This is a genomic window from Pseudorhodobacter sp. (genome assembly GCF_034675685.1).
In the GTDB taxonomy this organism is placed as follows: Bacteria; Pseudomonadota; Alphaproteobacteria; order Rhodobacterales; family Rhodobacteraceae; genus Pseudorhodobacter.
This window is the reverse complement of the sequence record NZ_JAUCDA010000008.1, coordinates 134,077-150,857: the sequence shown is the minus strand read 5'-3', so window position 1 is coordinate 150,857 and position 16,781 is coordinate 134,077. Positions and strand designations below refer to the sequence as shown.

General features: G+C 58.3%; 15 protein-coding genes and 2 pseudogenes. 8 read left to right on the top strand and 9 right to left on the bottom strand.

Annotated elements, in window-relative coordinates; translation table 11 throughout:
- The 3 genes and pseudogenes from VDP61_RS07970 to VDP61_RS07960 form a co-directional block, all read right to left on the bottom strand.
- The coding region (locus VDP61_RS07970) for a hypothetical protein (protein ID WP_323006403.1) at nt 1-305 on the bottom strand (305 nt) is incomplete at its 3' end.
- A gap of 55 nt (nt 306-360) precedes the next feature.
- Nucleotides 361-1,554 (bottom strand): annotated as a pseudogene (locus VDP61_RS07965) (IS3 family transposase).
- Nucleotides 1,555-1,867: 313 nt separating this feature from the next.
- Nucleotides 1,868-2,758, bottom strand: coding sequence for a metallophosphoesterase (locus VDP61_RS07960; RefSeq protein WP_323006402.1), 891 nt, complete (start codon nt 2,756-2,758; stop codon nt 1,868-1,870).
- Nucleotides 2,759-3,188: 430 nt separating this feature from the next.
- On the opposite strand from VDP61_RS07960, the gene VDP61_RS07955 reads away from it, so the two are divergent.
- From VDP61_RS07955 to VDP61_RS07925, 7 genes are all read left to right on the top strand, one after another.
- Nucleotides 3,189-4,715 (top strand): acyl-CoA carboxylase subunit beta, encoded by a 1,527-nt coding sequence (locus VDP61_RS07955; protein WP_323006411.1) that lies wholly within the window; start codon nt 3,189-3,191, stop codon nt 4,713-4,715.
- 21 nt (nt 4,716-4,736) lie between these two features.
- Nucleotides 4,737-5,495, top strand: a complete 759-nt coding sequence (locus tag VDP61_RS07950) for a class I SAM-dependent methyltransferase (RefSeq protein WP_323006401.1) — start codon at nt 4,737-4,739, stop codon at nt 5,493-5,495.
- Entirely contained in the window at nt 5,492-5,881 is a 390-nt protein-coding gene (locus tag VDP61_RS07945) for a DUF6497 family protein (RefSeq protein ID WP_323006400.1), read from the top strand. The genes VDP61_RS07950 and VDP61_RS07945 overlap by 4 nt, the downstream gene beginning before the upstream one ends.
- Nucleotides 5,882-6,095: 214 nt before the next feature.
- Complete coding sequence (locus VDP61_RS07940) at nt 6,096-6,233, top strand: hypothetical protein (RefSeq protein ID WP_323006399.1); 138 nt, start codon at nt 6,096-6,098, stop codon at nt 6,231-6,233.
- A gap of 96 nt (nt 6,234-6,329) precedes the next feature.
- A complete protein-coding gene (locus tag VDP61_RS07935) occupies nt 6,330-6,731 on the top strand; it encodes a hypothetical protein (protein ID WP_323006398.1) in 402 nt (133 codons plus the stop codon).
- 2 nt (nt 6,732-6,733) lie between these two features.
- Entirely contained in the window at nt 6,734-7,384 is a 651-nt protein-coding gene (locus tag VDP61_RS07930) for a hypothetical protein (protein WP_323006397.1), read from the top strand.
- Entirely contained in the window at nt 7,377-9,380 is a 2,004-nt protein-coding gene (locus VDP61_RS07925) for an acetyl/propionyl/methylcrotonyl-CoA carboxylase subunit alpha (RefSeq protein WP_323006396.1), read from the top strand. The genes VDP61_RS07930 and VDP61_RS07925 overlap by 8 nt, the downstream gene beginning before the upstream one ends.
- 48 nt (nt 9,381-9,428) lie before the next feature.
- Here the strand turns inward: VDP61_RS07925 and VDP61_RS07920 are convergent, their stop codons facing one another.
- Nucleotides 9,429-9,866 (bottom strand): DUF4174 domain-containing protein, encoded by a 438-nt coding sequence (locus VDP61_RS07920; protein ID WP_323006395.1) that lies wholly within the window; start codon nt 9,864-9,866, stop codon nt 9,429-9,431.
- 95 nt (nt 9,867-9,961) lie between these two features.
- Between VDP61_RS07920 and scpA the strand changes: the two are divergent.
- A pseudogene (gene scpA, locus VDP61_RS07915) lies at nt 9,962-12,104 on the top strand (methylmalonyl-CoA mutase).
- Between the two features lie 136 nt (nt 12,105-12,240).
- Here the strand turns inward: scpA and VDP61_RS07910 are convergent.
- From VDP61_RS07910 to VDP61_RS07890, 5 genes are all read right to left on the bottom strand, one after another.
- Nucleotides 12,241-12,627, bottom strand: a complete 387-nt coding sequence (locus VDP61_RS07910) for an AAA+ family ATPase (protein ID WP_323006394.1) — start codon at nt 12,625-12,627, stop codon at nt 12,241-12,243.
- Nucleotides 12,628-12,647: 20 nt separating this feature from the next.
- The gene (locus VDP61_RS07905) at nt 12,648-13,763 is read right to left on the bottom strand and encodes an endonuclease/exonuclease/phosphatase family protein (RefSeq protein WP_323006393.1); all 1,116 of its coding nucleotides are present in this window, start codon (nt 13,761-13,763) and stop codon (nt 12,648-12,650) included.
- Entirely contained in the window at nt 13,744-14,442 is a 699-nt protein-coding gene (locus VDP61_RS07900) for a molecular chaperone DjiA (protein ID WP_323006392.1), read from the bottom strand. Before VDP61_RS07900 ends, VDP61_RS07905 begins: the two co-directional genes overlap by 20 nt.
- Nucleotides 14,443-14,570: 128 nt before the next feature.
- Nucleotides 14,571-15,185 (bottom strand): VOC family protein, encoded by a 615-nt coding sequence (locus tag VDP61_RS07895; RefSeq protein WP_323006391.1) that lies wholly within the window; start codon nt 15,183-15,185, stop codon nt 14,571-14,573.
- A complete protein-coding gene (locus tag VDP61_RS07890) occupies nt 15,172-16,746 on the bottom strand; it encodes a Ppx/GppA family phosphatase (protein WP_323006390.1) in 1,575 nt (524 codons plus the stop codon). The genes VDP61_RS07895 and VDP61_RS07890 overlap by 14 nt, the downstream gene beginning before the upstream one ends.
- Between the last annotated feature and the right edge of the window lie 35 nt (nt 16,747-16,781).

The following is a 16,781-nucleotide window of genomic DNA, read 5'->3' as shown; positions in this document are numbered from 1 at the left end:
ACAAGGACTTCCAGTTCTGGCGTGATTTGCGTGTCCCCATAAAGTGCTGAGGAAAGTACCCGAAAGGCAGCTTGATCGTCATTCTCTATTAATATGGCATTGAGCGCGCCAATTATCGCCTCAGATGGTTGCGTCTTTAGATATGGAATGACTGAGAGCAAAAATTGTTTCCCGAATTCGCTCCCTTTCAGGCCTTCAAGCTGATCGGCTGGCGACAGTTGAGCAGCAGCGATATAGAATGCAAAGGTCCGGCAAATCGGTCGATCATCTTCCGGCAGAGTACCAATGACGTCGCTTTCTACCACTCTATCTACCCACTGGTTCGCCAATGTCGTGACCTGCCCCCCGGTCGTCCCTCAGTCATAACGAGAGTCCTTTGGTTTGATAGTCGTCGGTTTCGGGTGTGGCAAGCGCGCCGGGCGCGATGCCATCAAGTAGCTCAAGCGCTCGGCGCGCTTCTGTGGGGGTCTTGTTGCCGAGCGATGAATGCGGCCTGACGTTGTTGTAATCGTAGCGCCAGAGGGCCAGCGTTCGGCGGGCGTCGGTCAGGCTGTCGAAGATTTCCTCGTTGAGGCATTCGTCGCGCAAGCTGCCGTTGAATGACTCGATGTAACCATTCTGTTGCGGCTTGCCGGGGTCGATGAAATGCCACTCGACCTTGTTGTCGTTGGCCCACTTCAGAATAGCCTTGCTGGTGAACTCCGTGCCATTGTCAGAAACTATGCAGGCGGGTTTCCCATAGACCCGAACCAGCGCATCCAACTCCCGTGCGACCCTGGCCCCAGAGATGCTGGTGTCGGGGACCAGGCATAGGTTTTCGCGGCAGCAATCGTCATTGACCGCAAGGATGCGGAATTTGCGACAGGCCCCGAAAGTGTCGGACAGGAAGTCCAAGGATCCCGTTGCCCGGCAGGTGATTGCAAGCAATCACCGAGAGGGGGCGCTGGTTCGGGCGCAATGGCACTGGCATTGGTGTGCGGCTGCCTCGCGTCCGTTTCCGGCCTCTACGGCGGCGCACTGACAGGCCCTCTTCCCGGTAAATCCGGTAAAGCTTCTTTTCGTTCATAATCATGCCCATGCGCTTTAGCAGAACGCCAATGCGCCGGTAACCGAACCGCCGCCGCTTCTCAGCAATCTTGTTCATTTCCAGACGGATCTCCGGGTTATCGGGCGGCCTCTCGCGCCGCACGGTCTTCGGATCGACACCGATCAGGACGCAGGCCCGGCGTTGAGAGATCGGATGATCCCGCGTCGCCCGCAGCACTGCGTCCCGCCGTTGCATCGGCGTCGTCAGGGCTTTCCCAAGAGATCCTTCAGCACAACATTGTCCAGCATGACATCTGCCACCAGGCGCTTCAGCTTCGCATTCTCATCCTCGAGCTGCTTCAGCCGCTTGGCATCGGACAGGTCCATCCCGCCATACTTGGCCTTCAGCTTGTAAAACGTCGCAGGGCTCAATCCATGCTTCCGGCACAGCTCCGCCGTCGGCAAACCAGCCTCCTGCTCTTTGATCATCCCGATAATCTGCGCTTCGGTGAAACGGCTTTTCCTCATCTCGTCTGCTCCTTCAGGTTGGGCAGACTCTACATCAGACTGAGGGAACTTCCGGGGGGCAGGTCACGGATGATATGGACGGTCACAAGAGTTTCGACATAAATATCGTCCTTTTCTGTCATCCGCCGTTGCATTTTAGGTCCCTGAGGTGGTTCAGGTGGCCCAATAAAGCGCGCTTGGTCACGTTGTATATCATCAAGTGTAGGGCGTTTAACCATATTCAGGCCTTTCTGTTCCAAACATTGATGATGGGGTGATTTCCGCTGGTGCAGTTCCGGCAATCACAGTCACTTTAAGATATGATACCATCGTTTCAACGTGCCGATTTAGGTTTCACAACGGCGTGGATCTGCATTTGGCTACAGCCATTTTCTGTGGTGAAGTGTGCCCAAGCCAATTGTCGTCTGTGGCCCGCCCCGATATCCAGATCGACGGCCCGATATTCATCGATGCCATCACAAATTTCCAACTTTCCGGCGTCGGTGAGGGGCTCACGTAGTGAGGGTGTATGGCCATGAACAACAACGGTGGGCTTTTGTCGGCAGCGTTCAGGATCTTGGTCAGCATCGTCCCAACCTTCGGCCCAATTGAGGAAAGGGTAGCGAATTGTGGCCCAGTGCATGTCCGATCTGACATGATGTCGGCTTTGTGCCAAAAACGTTGGACGGTCGGCATGCGGATCAATCCCTGCATGGACAAACAGCAAATCACCGAGATGAAGGTATGTCGGCCCATTTGCGATTTGGTCGAGGTAATCAGGGTGTAAGGCGGTCCTGACGCTATCTTTGATTGCGGGCCACGCATCTTTTTGGTGTGAGAGGCCGAGCTCAGCAAGCACTGATTTTCCGCCATTGGTTAGCCAGTGTTCGAGGCTGCCTTCATCTTTCATGGCGTCAAGCAGCATCAGATCGTGGTTTCCAGGTAGAATACACAGGTCGTCTGCCAAGGCGTGTTTTCTGCCTGCCATCGCCAAATTGACCGCAGGAATGGATGACGTGCCACGGTCTATGAGATCGCCAAGAAAGACGAGGCGCCGTTTGTTCGTGCTGCGCGTAACAGCGGCGATTGACGAAAGAGCGGCATTGAGCAAGTCCGCCTCTCCATGAACGTCGCCTATCACGAATATCTCTTCGTCTTCAGGAAGTGCGCCGGGTAAGGCCCGCCACGGTAGATTGTAAAAATATAGGTTCGCCGAAGAGGTCATCACACATCCATATATTTGAGTGTCTTACAGCTGCCGAATTATCTTGGCCTGTCAAGCTCAACGCCCGAATTTGGAAGGCGAAGCAAGGGCGCCAACAGGGTGGGCGGAAACACCGCCAGGCAGCGATAGGCAAAGCCTTAAAGTTGTTTCTAATCATGGGAGGTGGATTAGCTAAGGCGTTGTTAATATTGTGTAAAGCTATATTTCTGATTTTGAGTGGTCACTAACCATGTGTGTAAATGGACAAAAACCCCCTCCAATGGACATTATTTCATGGGTCCGACACCAAACATAATGAGCACATCAGAAATATTTGCAGTTTTGCATTTTGCAGTTTTACGCAGGTCAATGTTTTGCAAATTTCCTTGTTTTTGCTTTCCCCGACGCCGCGCAGCGGTTAGATTGCGCCAAAATCTAGGGGAGGCCGATGATGAAAGATATCCTGCAAGAGCTGGAAGACCGCCGCGCGATGGCCCGTCAGGGCGGAGGGGAGCGCCGGATTGAGGCGCAGCACGCCAAAGGCAAGCTGACCGCGCGCGAGAGGATTGAGCTTTTGCTGGATGAGGGCTCCTTTGAGGAATTCGATATGTTCGTCGCCCATCGGTGTACCGATTTCGGGATGGAGAAAGACCGCCCTTACGGGGATGGTGTGGTGACGGGATGGGGCACGGTGAATGGCCGGTTGATCTATGTGTTTTCACAGGATTTTACGGTTTTCGGTGGCTCGCTTTCCGAAACCCATGCGCAAAAGATTTGTAAAATCATGGACATGGCGCTACAAAATGGTGCGCCGGTGATCGGGATCAACGATTCCGGCGGCGCGCGGATTCAAGAAGGTGTCGCCAGTCTTGCCGGCTATGCCGAGGTGTTTCAGCGCAATATCATGGCGTCGGGGGTGGTGCCGCAGATCAGCCTGATCATGGGGCCATGCGCCGGGGGGGCGGTTTACTCGCCTGCCATGACCGACTTTATCTTCATGGTCAAAGACAGTTCCTATATGTTCGTGACCGGACCGGATGTGGTTAAAACCGTCACGAATGAGGTGGTAACAGCGGAAGAACTGGGCGGGGCCAGCACCCATACCAAAAAATCCAGCGTTGCGGATGGCGCCTATGAGAATGACGTGGAAGCGCTGGCGGAAACCAGACGGTTGATCGACTTTCTGCCGCTGTCGAACCGGGAAAAGGCGCCAACGCGGCCGTTTTTTGACGATCCGGCCCGGCTTGAGCACAGCCTGGATACGTTGATCCCCGATAACCCGAACCAACCCTATGATATGAAGGAACTGATCCTGAAACTGGCCGATGAGGGGGATTTCTTTGAAATTCAGCGCGATTTTGCGGGTAATATCATCATTGGCTTCATTCGGATAGAGGGGCGGTCTGTGGGGGTGGTGGCCAACCAGCCCACGGTTCTGGCGGGCTGTCTGGATATCGACAGCAGCCGCAAGGCCGCGCGGTTCGTGCGGTTTTGCGATGCCTTCGAAATTCCGATTCTGACTCTGGTCGATGTGCCCGGCTTTCTGCCCGGTACCAGTCAGGAATATGGCGGCGTCATCAAGCACGGGGCCAAGCTGTTGTTTGCCTACGGCGAGGCGACGGTGCCCAAGGTCACGGTGATCACGCGCAAGGCTTACGGCGGCGCCTATGATGTGATGGCGTCCAAGCATTTGCGCGGCGATTTCAACTATGCGTGGCCAACGGCAGAAATTGCGGTGATGGGGGCCAAAGGCGCGACCGAGATCATCTATCGCGGCAAGACCACCGAGGAAATGGCCGAGCGCACCAAGGAATATGAAAGCCGGTTTGCAAACCCGTTTGTGGCCGCCGAAAAGGGGTTTATCGACGAGGTCATCATGCCCCATTCCACGCGGCGGCGCATTGCGCGGGCATTTGCAAGTTTGCGCAGCAAAAAGCTTACAAACCCGTGGAAAAAACACGATAACATCCCGCTATAACCCCAACCAGCGGAGAGCCGAATGAGCAGTGCCATCAATATCGCGAAAGAAGCAGCGGACCCGGTTGTTGCCGGGCTTGATGTTGGCTGTCTGGATCGGGGCGACCTGATCAACCTGATCTTGCAACGCTCTGAGGTGATGTATGATCTGCCGCGCGCGGGGCAGGTGATCCGGGCCTGGGGTGGCGGTGATATGGCCCCGATGGAGGCCGAAATTGACCGCTTGGGGGGGCAGGTGGCACGGCGCGCGGCAGGGGTTATTCATGCGGAATACCGTGAAATTGCGCCTTTGTTGCGTGACCTTGCACCGAAAAGAGTGGCCGACATCGGTTGCGGCTATGCTTTCTTTGACCTGTTTTTGGCGCGGGATCTGCAAGCGGATGTTGTGCTGATTGATCTTGAAAGCAATGAACATCGGCATTTCGGGTTCAAATCGGAAGGGGCGGCCTATTCCAGCCTTGCGCGTGCCAGGGAATTGCTGCTGGCAAACGGGGTGCGGCCCAGCCAGATCACCACGCTGAATCCGCGCGATACGGCCCCCGAAAGCATTGATCCGGTGGATTTGGTGGTCTCATTCTTGTCTTGTGGCTTCCACTATCCGGTGGATTCGTATTTGCCCTTTCTGGATAAGGTATTGGCCCCCGGCGGCGCTGCGATCTTTGATCTGCGCGAAGCGACCGCCACAGAACAGGTGCAGGCTTTGTCCGGCTTTGGCACCGTGACCGATATAGAGGCCCCCCCAAAGGCGCGGCGGGTTTTGCTGCGTAAGGCTGCGGCATGACGCAAAACTTTCAGGGCGGGGTGGTCTGGTTGGCAGCGGCCGAGGGCGAGGCGCATATGTTCGCCGTGCCCTCGGGCCAATCGGTCATGCTGCAGGATGTGTTTTGGGAAGAGGGCGACAGCCTGGTGCTGCGCGTACGTTTCCTGACGCCGCAAATTTCACGCGCGGGCGGCACGATAGATTATGATACCGCCGCCATAGATATGCTGCATCTTTGCGAAACCTATGTGATACCGCAGCTTGCCGAAAGCGCCGAGATACCGGACCAGATTATTCTGTCCTTCTCTGATATCAATGTTCCGTTTGGTGAGGCAGACCCAGCGGCAACCCAGTTTTTTGAAGCCTATAGCATCGAAAACAATGCCTGCATCTGGGAGGTTTACTGATGAGTACACAATATATGGGGGTGATGGGCGTTAATATGCTGTCGCGTGATGTAGGCAAGCCACATGCTGCCAACTTGAATAAAGACCTATGTCTTTCGCTTCTGGGACAGGCTATTGTTCCCAAAGGCCGAACCCAAGCGGCCGATACCTCGCATTGGGGGCGCGTAGCGGAACAACCCGTGCCGCCATCCCCACGAAAGACTAGGAGTAGAGGATGTCCACGAGCACAAAAACAATTCTGGCACTCTGCGCATTTGCCTTCATGGCAGCCTGCGCGGCAAAAGAGCCTGAGACAGTTTACGTTGAAGAAACTGTTTCGCAAGAGCCGGTTTATACTGGCAAGTACAAGTAATATCTGGGGGCGGGCGCAAGGCGCGTTTTGCGCCATGCCCGCCCTTCTTCTTTCTGCAAGACCCGCCGCCAGCACGGGCTGGGTGGGGGGCGCGGCATGATAAAGCATCGCGGGTTTCCCGGACGGCTGCCGTCTACTGATTATCAATTCGTGATCCGCCGGGGCAACAAGGCGGGGGCAACCAAGATCGTGCGCCGCGAGCGCTATCGTGACCGCGCAAATGTAGACCGGGCGGCAGATGAAGGCTTTATGAAAGCGCTTTGGCTGCATTTCGGTGAAGACCCTTTTGAGCGCGGAAATCTTGATGCTGGGCGGTTGTCATGGCTGTTCGGACGCGAGGTGGTGCCCGCAGAAGACCCGTTTGACCCGGCAAGCTATGACGCGCTGCTAAAGATCAACGTAAAACTTGCCGAAGCCTCCTTTCCCAAGGTTTTCGCCCCCGATGCGCCGCCGCTAGAGGTGGACGACTGGGCCGATTGGGATGATGAGGACGAATAGGCATGAACCCGCGCAACCGCACGCAAAAACGGCAGGACCCTGCTTGCGCCCTCTCGTCCGTTTCCTGGGGGGGGCTTGCGGGGGTGCCGCGCATATTTTCGTTGGGTTTCAAGGGGGTGCAAGCCGGTGCGGCGTGGATTTCACCGGGCAGGCGCCGGGTTGCGTCACGCTTTGGTGAGCTTGCGCCTTATGGCGCGCCGTTTGCCATTTTTCTCTTTTCTTTGCGTCTGAAAGCGTTAGACTTGCCTCCAATAAAAACCCTAGAACGAGGCTATGCAGTATGCGTAAATCTATTCTTCTTCTCGTGTCAGTCGCCGCGCTTGGCTTGGCCGGCTGTGTTCAGAACCCAAATTCACCAACCAATAACGCCGCAGTGCGCACCATTGGCGGCGCCGCTGCAGGTGCCGTTATTGCCGATGCAACCGGCGGCAGCAAAACCAAGGGCGCGCTTGTCGGCGCGCTGGTGGGCGGCGTTTCCTGTGGCCTTCCTGGCCTTCCTGCTTGCTACTGATGTTGCTGTCGGTGCTGGTCTGACAGCACCGCACACAGGGCGGCGTAACAACTTTCACAAGGCCATTCGGGGTATTCCCCGGATGGCCTTTTTGCATTTCCGCGCGCCGCGCGCGTTTCCGAGAAAGGGCTGCTATGTTTAAAAAGATCCTGATTGCCAACCGTGGCGAAATTGCCTGCCGCGTCATCAAGACGGCCCGCGCGATGGGTATCAAAACCGTGGCAGTTTATTCTGATGCCGACCGCAACGCGTTGCATGTGCGTATGGCCGATGAGGCGGTGCATATTGGTCCGGCACCCGCCAACCAATCCTATATCGTGATCGAAAAGATCATGGAGGCGGTGCGCCAGACCGGCGCCGAGGCGGTGCATCCGGGCTATGGTTTTCTGTCTGAAAACCGGAACTTCGCGGCGGCGTTGGAAAAAGAGGGCGTGGTCTTTATCGGGCCACCTTCGCCCGCGATTGAATCGATGGGCGACAAGATCACCTCTAAAAAACTGGCGATGGAGGCCGGGGTTTCCACGGTTCCGGGCTATATGGGGATTATTGCGGATGCCGATGAGGCGGTCAGGATTTCAGGCGAGATCGGCTATCCGGTGATGATCAAGGCCTCTGCGGGCGGTGGCGGCAAGGGAATGCGGATCGCGTGGTCGGAAACCGAGGTCAAAGAAGGTTTTGAGTCGTCGAAAAGCGAGGCGGCAAACAGCTTTGGCGATGACCGGATTTTCATCGAGAAATTCGTAACCCAACCGCGTCATATTGAAATTCAGGTGCTTGCCGATAAACACGGCAATTGCGTTTATCTGCATGAACGCGAATGCTCGATCCAGCGCCGCAATCAAAAGGTGATCGAAGAGGCCCCAAGCCCGTTTCTGGACGCAGCGACACGCAAGGCGATGGGCGAACAGGCCTGCGCGCTGGCGCAGGCGGTGGGCTATACATCGGCAGGGACGGTGGAATTTATTGTTGACGGTGACAAGAACTTTTACTTCCTTGAAATGAACACCCGTTTGCAGGTGGAACATCCGGTAACCGAGCTGATCACCGGCGTCGATCTGGTGGAACAAATGATCCGCGTGGCGAATGGTGAACCGCTGCCGTTCCGGCAATCAGACCTGAAGATCAACGGCTGGGCGATTGAAAGCCGGCTTTACGCCGAAGACCCCTATCGCGGCTTTCTGCCCTCTATCGGCCGGTTGACCCGCTACCGCCCGCCAGTTGAAGGGCCGACCGCCGGCGGCGGCATCGTGCGCAATGATACCGGCGTGTTCGAGGGGGGCGAGATCAGCATGTATTACGACCCGATGATCGCCAAGCTGTGCACTTGGGGCCCGACCCGTGCCGAGGCGATAGAGGAAATGCGACTGGCGCTAGACACATTCGAGGTGGAGGGCATTGGCCATAATCTGCCGTTTTGTTCGGCGGTGATGGACCACCCGCGATTCGTGTCCGGCGATATCACGACGGCCTTTATCGCCGAGGAATACCCGGAAGGGTTTGTGGGGGTCGATCTGGAGGCAGGTCTGACCAGCCGCGTTGTCGCCGCCGCGGCAGCGATGAACCGCGTCGCGGAAATTCGCCGCGCGCGGATTTCTGGCACGATGGACAACCATGAACGCAAGGTCGGCAGCGATTGGAACGTGACCCTGCAAGGGCAGTCGTTTGATGTGACCATTGCCGCCGACCGTGCGGGCTCAACCATCCGCTTTGCGGATGGGGCCGAGATGCGGGTGGAAAGCGACTGGACACCGGGCCAACCGCTGGCCTGTCTTACCGTGGATGGTGCGCCTTTGGTGATGAAGGTCGGCAAAATGCCGGGCGGCTTTCGTCTGCGGTTGCGTGGCGCAGATTTCACCTGCCACGTTCGCACCCCGCGTCAGGCCGAACTGGCGGGCCTGATGCTGCAAAAACAGGCACCGGATACGTCAAAATTCCTGCTGTGCCCGATGCCGGGGCTGATCGTGAAAATCAACGTGGCCGTGGGCGACGAGGTGCAGGAAGGTCAGGCGCTTGCCACGGTTGAGGCAATGAAGATGGAAAACATCCTGCGCGCCGAGAAGAAGGGCGTGGTGAAGGCCGTGAACGCCGCTGCCGGTGCCAGCCTGAAGGTGGATGAAGTGATCATGGAGTTTGAATAAGGTGGCTGCCTTTCCCCCTATTTTTACCTTGAAAACAGGGGGAGGGGCCTACCGCCCCGATGGAAACCGTTCCAAAATCTCTTGCCGCGCCAGCGGGAACTTGTCGATGGCGCGGGTGATTTCGCGCACATCCCACGGGCGAGGCTTGCGGATCTCGATGCCGCCGTCCTTGTCCATCAGCACCAGCGAAAACCCACGCGGCCGCAGCTTTTGCCGAAACGAGGAGAGATTGGCGGGATCGGTATCTATGACCACCACCACGTCACGCTCCAACAGGGCTGCGGGGCGCTCGGCCAGAAATTCCATCTGCGTGATGAATGCGGGGTCATTGGGGCTGTCTGCGAACACAACGATGGGGCGTTTGATCCATAAAAACTCGGCCATGGTGACAGCTTGCGCGTCGAACACGGTCAAGGGCTCTGCCGGTTCGGCGACAGCCATAAACGGCAGAAATACTGTCAGAACAAGAATTTGAAGTCGTTTCATGCGGTCTCCTTCACCCTCATATAGGGTGTCTTGGCCGTAAACCAAAGCAAGATTGTCAAAGGCCGTGTCCTTTGGCCAGAGTGAAGGAAAAAGCCATGACGGATGAAAAGAGCGATGCTGCGAAAACCTGGGCGGCACTGGCGACAAAAGAGCTGAAGGGCCGTGACCCTTCGACGCTGACATGGGACACGCTGGAAGGTATTCGCGTCAAACCACTCTACACCGAGGCCGATGTGGCAGGCTTGCCGCATATGGGCGGTGTGCCCGGTGTGGGGCCGTTCACGCGCGGGGTGCGCGCCACGATGTATGCGGGCCGCCCTTGGACCATCCGCCAATATGCGGGCTTTTCCACCGCCGAGGCGTCGAACGCCTTTTATCGCAAGGCGCTTGCCGCAGGCCAGCAAGGGGTTTCTGTGGCCTTCGATCTGGCGACCCATCGCGGCTATGATTCCGACCATCCACGCGTCGAAGGCGATGTTGGCAAGGCAGGCGTGGCGATTGATTCGGTCGAGGATATGAAGATCCTGTTCGACGGAATTCCGCTTGATAAGGTGTCTGTCTCGATGACGATGAACGGCGCGGTGATCCCGATTCTGGCGAATTTCATCGTGACGGGCGAAGAACAGGGGGTCAGCCGCGATCTGCTGTCGGGCACGATTCAGAATGATATTCTGAAAGAGTTCATGGTGCGCAATACCTATGTTTATCCGCCAGAACCCTCGATGCGGATCATCGCGGATATCATCGAATATACCGCCGCCGAGATGCCTAAATTCAATTCGATTTCGATCAGCGGCTACCACATGCAAGAGGCAGGCGCAAATCTGGTGCAAGAACTGGCCTATACATTGGCCGATGGGCGCGAATATGTGCGCACCGCCATTGCGCGCGGCATGGATGTGGATGCGTTCGCGGGCCGGCTCAGCTTTTTCTTCGCCATTGGCATGAACTTTTTTATGGAGGCCGCAAAACTGCGTGCCGCCCGGCTGCTGTGGCACCGCATCATGACTGAATTTGGCGCGAAAAAAAGAAGGGTCGCTGATGCTGCGCACCCATTGCCAGACCTCCGGCGTCAGCCTGCAAGAGGCCGACCCCTATAACAACGTGATCCGCACGGCGTATGAGGCGATGGCGGCAGCCTTGGGCGGCACGCAAAGCCTGCACACCAACGCGCTGGATGAGGCGATCGCCTTGCCAACCGAGTTTTCGGCGCGCATTGCCCGCAACACCCAGTTGATCTTGCAAGAAGAAACCGGCGTCACAAAGGTTGTCGATCCGCTGGCTGGGTCCTATTACGTCGAAAGCCTGACCGCGCAACTGGCCGAGGAAGCGTGGAAGCTGATTGAGGAAGTCGAAGAAATGGGCGGCATGACCAAGGCCGTCGCTACCGGCATGCCAAAGTTGCGGATTGAGGAATCTGCCGCCCGCAGGCAGGCCATGATTGACCGTGGCGAAGAGGTGATTGTTGGCGTCAACAAGTACAGGCTGGCGCAACAAGACCCGATCGACATTCTGGATATCGACAATGTGGCCGTGCGCCAAAGCCAGATCGACCGCCTGGCCAAAATGCGCGCCACCCGTGATCAGGCTGCCTGCGATGCGGCGTTGGACGAACTGACCCGCCGCGCGCGCGATGGCGGTAATCTTTTGGCAGCGGCGGTTGATGCCGCCCGCGCCCGCGCCTCAGGAGGAGAGATCAGTATGGCAATGGAAAAAATCTTTGGCCGCCACCGGGCCGAGGTCAAGACCCTCGCCGGGGTTTACGGGGCGGCCTATGAAGGCGATGCAGGTTTCGCCGCGATCCAGAAAGATGTCGAGGATTTCGCCGAAAGCGAAGGCCGCCGCCCGCGTATGCTGGTGGTCAAAATGGGTCAGGATGGCCATGATCGTGGCGCCAAAGTCATCGCCACCGCCTTTGCGGATATCGGTTTTGACGTAGATGTCGGCCCGCTGTTCCAAACCCCCGAAGAGGCGGCGCAGGATGCGATTGACAATGATGTGCATATCATCGGCATCTCCTCGCAGGCGGCTGGCCATAAAACGCTTGCGCCAAAACTGGTGCAGGCGCTGTCAGCCGCCGGGGCTGGCGATATTCTGGTGATCTGCGGCGGGGTTATCCCACAGCAAGATTATCAGTTTCTATATGATGCAGGCGTAAAGGCGATTTTCGGTCCCGGCACCAATATTCCCGAAGCCGCCAAGGATATTTTACGGCTGATCCGTGAGGCGCGGGGGTAAGGGCCGCCCCCGCCCCATGCCATAAACCTGCTACGTCGCGCTTTCTGTTCGGCACAAATATCCTCAGGGGGTGAGGCGCGCAGCGACGAGGGGGCGCGAGCGCCCCCTTGGGTCCGACCGTAAAAATCAGCCTGCCCTATAAATCTATCTGGCCCTTTGGTGCCAGATCCATAAGGGGGGCCGTGTCAGGTTCAGGCAATTTCGGCGGGGGCGGCGCATCGGCTTTACGCCGGATGAGGATGTCGCCATTTTCCAGCCGCTCGGGCTGCTCATAATACCGCACATCGCCAATCAGCGCGGCAAGCTGCCGTGCCATCGGCTCCAACTGTTTCATCGCTTCGGCCATTTCGCCCAAAGCGGGTTCCATTTCCTCGATAAGCCCATCGAACAGCAACCGCATCCCGCGTTCCATCAGGCTAAGCCCCTCGTTGCGCTCGGCCTGCGCATCTTGCGCAAAAACAGGCACGGGCGCGGCAAGCACGAGCAGCAGGCACAGGGTGAAGGGCGTTATCTTTTGTCTCATCCACCCAATATGGGGGGGGATCAGGGCACATTACCAGCCCTGTTGGGGCCAGCCCCGTTTGCCCCGGAAAAATGCAGATCAAGCGTTACCGGAAAATGATCCGAGGCGGCCAGCAAGGCTTCGCGCAGCTCCGGGATTCGCCAGCAATCGGGGTCATCCATCGGGTGCCAAATCCGCCAGACCGGGGCCGCCGGGGCCAGATTGGGCGAGACCAGAATGAAATCCAGCAGCGCCTCAAAATAGCGTTTCCGGCTGAGGTCGTAGAACCGGGACGATGTCGGCGCGACCCCGATCTTGCGGCCCAGCACCATTTTGGCATGGGGGTCAAGCATCTGCATTTCGGGTGCGCTATCCGGGCCGATGACGATTTCTATCCCCGATTTTCCGAACAGCTTTTCATATTCATCCAGCCCCGGACCATCGTTGAAATCGCCCATCACCACCAGCGCATCCCCCTGCAGCAGATGGGTTTGTACCCGTGCCCGCAACCACAGGCATTGTGCAAGCTGTTTGCGGCGGTTTTCAATCGCAATGCGGGTCACGGCTGCCGGTGTGCGCGCACCATGGGGGGCCTTGGATTTGGCGTGCACGCCGATCAACCGCAAGTGTTGGCCTGAAAGCCTGTCGGTCAAAGCCACTTCCAGTGGGGGCTTGGAAAAACGGATTTGTTCAGGGGGCAGGTCGCTATTCAACGTCTGCGAAAACACACCGTCAAAGCGCGGCACATCGCCCGCTACACCCTCGCCGGGGGCGGGGCCCATCGGCCTGTGGCTGGCGCTCAGGCGGTCGGGATCATAGAGAAAGGCAATTTCCTGCTCGGTTTCGCTGACAAATCCATGCAGGGCGCGGCGCGAGCGGAGCCCGAAATGCCTTGCAAAATTTTCCAGCGCCCGTGTCGTCGATCGGTGGGTGCCGGTATCGGGGGCCTCGATAATCATCACGCCGTCGGCATCCATCGCGGTGAATACAATGCCAATCGAGGCAAGCTGTTCGGCGCGGCTGATCTTATAGCGGGCCGAGCGTTCATCATCGGCCAGCAGCTTGTCTTCGTCATCAAACAACCCGTTGAACCATTCGACATTATAGGTCGCAAGCCGCAGGCGTTTGGGGGGCTGATCAAGCGGCGCGTTTGCCATTCAGTTCCTTCCACGCGGCATTGATATCAGCCATCCGCCGGCTGGCAAGCTTGACCGCCTCAAGCGGCACACCGCGCGCGATCAGCCGGTCTGGGTGGCTGTCTCGCACCGCCTGTTTCCATGCGGCCCTTATGACCTCTTGCGAGGCATCCGGGGGAACCCCAAGCACATCATAGGGGTTGCGTGGCAAATCTTCGACAAAGCGGGCGCGCAGCGATCGAAAACAGGGATCGCCCAAGCCAAAAATCTGCGCCACCTCGGATAGAAACAGGTCTTCATTGGGGTGGTATTCCCCATCTGCCATCGCGATGGTGAACAGCCCTTCGAGCAGGTCAATCAGCGTTTGCCGCCCCTCATCGGGGAACATATCCGCGATTTTGCGAGCATAGGCATCAAACCCGGCTACATCTTGCCGCGCAAGGTTGAAAATGCGGGCGGCGTTTGCCTCTTCTTCGGGGGCAATGGCGAAAAGCTGGCGAAAGGCCGCGACCTCATCGCGCGTCACTTTCCCGTCGGCCTTTGCCATCTTGGCCCCCAAAGCGATGACCGCGATGGTAAACCCGACCGAGCGTTCTGGCGTTCGCATTCTGAACCCCCGCAGCCGTTCGAAAACAGCGGCCAGCCCTTCGCCCGAGGCAAGGGCTGAAAGCACGTCATTTATGCGGGTCCAGATCGACATTCGGGCAGTTTACTCCTGAAAAGGGGGGCTGTCAGGCCTGGAATTTTGCGTCAGATAGGGGCGCCATCCCGTATCCCCATGCGCGCCGATCTGCGCGCGGGCCGCGGGACTATCCGCCAGACCAAAGCTCATTCCAGTACGCGGGTCCCATGCGGGGTAGAAAAACTGGCGCGCATGGCTTTTTGTGGGCCTGGGATGATGTTTACGCGGGCATCGTGGAACTGCCCCTTCAGGGCATCGTTCAGGGCTGCCGCGTCAGGGGTTGTGATTTCCAGCAACGCAAGCCGGATACCGCTATCGGGTAGCCGTTGCGCGGGGTGGGCGCTGCCGTGCCATTGGATAAGCGCGGGATGGGCATCGCCAAAGGGCAGGCGGCCATTCGCCGGCACTGCCATGCGCCAGCGCAAATCGCCGCGTTGCAGATCAACCGGCGTGCCCGCAGCCTGGGGCAGGGTGGCCAGGGCCGTATCAAGATTGTCGCAGGCAACAATCCAGGTGGTCAGCCGGGGCGCGCCGGTGAAATGGTCCAGATCAAACCAGCGCGGGTGCGGTGGCTTGGGCGCGGCCGGGTCAATCGCGATGACCTCCAGATAAATATCGCCCAAGCCCAACAGCCGATTGTGGGTGGACATCAGCGCATGCGTGCCACCGGGGGCAAGCGCAACGCCAAGCGCCTGTTCTACCAGATCGACGCCTTCGGCCAGGTTGGTGGCCGAGAGGGCCAGATGATCAAGCGTCAGCATGGGCGGGGCCTTCCTTTACTTCGGGGGTTGCGCGCATGGCGGCGGCAAGGGCCTTGAACCGGGCCTGGCTTACCTCGCCAAACAGGTCTTTTCCCATCGGGGTCAGGGTCAATTGCAATACTTTCTTGCGTGGCAGCCACAGCAAGGAACCGGCGCTTTCCGGGCCTGTTGCTGAAAACATCGCGCCAAAACGCATGGCTTTGCCCAGCACTTCGGCCTTTTGAATCTGGTCCTCGCTCAGCAGTCGAAACAGCGGTTCCAGCCGGGACCCGGTGCGGCTGTTTTTATAGCGATGCAGCAGGGCCAGACCCAGAAACACCCGGCCCGGATGGTCAAGGCCCCCAAGATTGGCGCGGGTGGCGTTATCAAAACACACCTCGGCGCGGTAGTCGGGGTGCGCGCGCCATGTGGTATCATGCAGCAGGCAGGCAGCTTTGATCAGGCGGGTTTCTTCCTCATTTGCGGTTTTGAACAGCGGCAGCAGGAAAGTATACAGCTTTTTGCCAAAGCCCGGCAGCCGGGCCGAGGTGATCTCGGCGGCGCGTGCGGCCTCGATCAGCGGGTCGCGTGACCGCAGCTTTTCGTGCATCTGTTCATAGAGCAGCCCTTCGCGGATGCCATAAGAGGATACGTCGATTTCCTTTGGCTTGAAGATGCGGATCAATTCGCGCAGCACCTCGCCGGCAAGCGGCACCAGCGCCATACGTTCCGCCCCGGTGCCGGTACGGGCCCGCAAAACCGCCGGGTCATTGGCGGCGATCCAATCCAGCGTATCCAGGGCAGATTGCGGCGTCATGCGGTATTCGTGCAGCACCGTCAGCGGGTAATTGCGCCGCTCCATATCCAGCCGCGCGATCACCCGCCATGAGCCGCCAACCAGATAGATGCGGTCGTTTTCCGGCTCCAGCTTGGTTTTCAGCTTTTTCAGCACACGGTCAATCAGGGCTTTGCGTTTTGCAACGCCGCCTTCGACCTGCTGCAAGCGAAAGGGGCCAAGCGGCGAGGTGGCGCGCCGGCCAACCTTGCCATCGGCAACGCGGGCCAGTTCCATCGAGTTGCCGCCGATGTCACAAACAATTCCTCGCGCGCCCGGCCAGCCCAAAAGCACGCCCTGGGCTGACAGCCGCGCCTCCTCCTCGCCGTCGATCACCCAGAGCTTCAGCCCGGTTTCGGCCAGAACCCGTTCGACAAAGGCGGGGCCATCGCTGGCATCCCGCACGGCGGCAGTGGCGACGCAGGTCAGCGGCGAAATCCCCATTCCCTTGGCCAAAACCGCAAAGCGTTTCAGCGCGATCACCGCGCGTTCCTTGCCTTCGGGGTTCAGCATGCCGGTTTCCGCCAGCCCTTTGCCCAAGCCCGCCATCAGCTTTTCGTTATAGAAATAGGCGGGCGAACGGGCGGCGCCATCAAACACCACCATCCGCACCGAGTTGGAACCGACATCAACCACGCCAACCCGGCTAAGCGCGCGGACCGAGGGGTCATCAAACAACGAGCGGCCAAAGGGCCCACCATCCTCGGGCAAGGGAAGGGGGGATTTGGACTTCTTTGCATTGGCCATCGGGGTCTCTTTGCGTTGCTGCCTGCCGACTTTGC

Coding starts and splice junctions, on each gene's coding strand:
- VDP61_RS07960 (WP_323006402.1), bottom strand. CDS start 2,758: ATGACCTCTTCGGCGAACCTATATTTTTACAATCTACCGTGGCGGGCC.
- VDP61_RS07955 (WP_323006411.1), top strand. CDS start 3,189: ATGAAAGATATCCTGCAAGAGCTGGAAGACCGCCGCGCGATGGCCCGT.
- VDP61_RS07950 (WP_323006401.1), top strand. CDS start 4,737: ATGAGCAGTGCCATCAATATCGCGAAAGAAGCAGCGGACCCGGTTGTT.
- VDP61_RS07945 (WP_323006400.1), top strand. CDS start 5,492: ATGACGCAAAACTTTCAGGGCGGGGTGGTCTGGTTGGCAGCGGCCGAG.
- VDP61_RS07940 (WP_323006399.1), top strand. CDS start 6,096: ATGTCCACGAGCACAAAAACAATTCTGGCACTCTGCGCATTTGCCTTC.
- VDP61_RS07935 (WP_323006398.1), top strand. CDS start 6,330: ATGATAAAGCATCGCGGGTTTCCCGGACGGCTGCCGTCTACTGATTAT.
- VDP61_RS07930 (WP_323006397.1), top strand. CDS start 6,734: ATGAACCCGCGCAACCGCACGCAAAAACGGCAGGACCCTGCTTGCGCC.
- VDP61_RS07925 (WP_323006396.1), top strand. CDS start 7,377: ATGTTTAAAAAGATCCTGATTGCCAACCGTGGCGAAATTGCCTGCCGC.
- VDP61_RS07920 (WP_323006395.1), bottom strand. CDS start 9,866: ATGAAACGACTTCAAATTCTTGTTCTGACAGTATTTCTGCCGTTTATG.
- VDP61_RS07910 (WP_323006394.1), bottom strand. CDS start 12,627: ATGAGACAAAAGATAACGCCCTTCACCCTGTGCCTGCTGCTCGTGCTT.
- VDP61_RS07905 (WP_323006393.1), bottom strand. CDS start 13,763: ATGGCAAACGCGCCGCTTGATCAGCCCCCCAAACGCCTGCGGCTTGCG.
- VDP61_RS07900 (WP_323006392.1), bottom strand. CDS start 14,442: ATGTCGATCTGGACCCGCATAAATGACGTGCTTTCAGCCCTTGCCTCG.
- VDP61_RS07895 (WP_323006391.1), bottom strand. CDS start 15,185: ATGCTGACGCTTGATCATCTGGCCCTCTCGGCCACCAACCTGGCCGAA.
- VDP61_RS07890 (WP_323006390.1), bottom strand. CDS start 16,746: ATGGCCAATGCAAAGAAGTCCAAATCCCCCCTTCCCTTGCCCGAGGAT.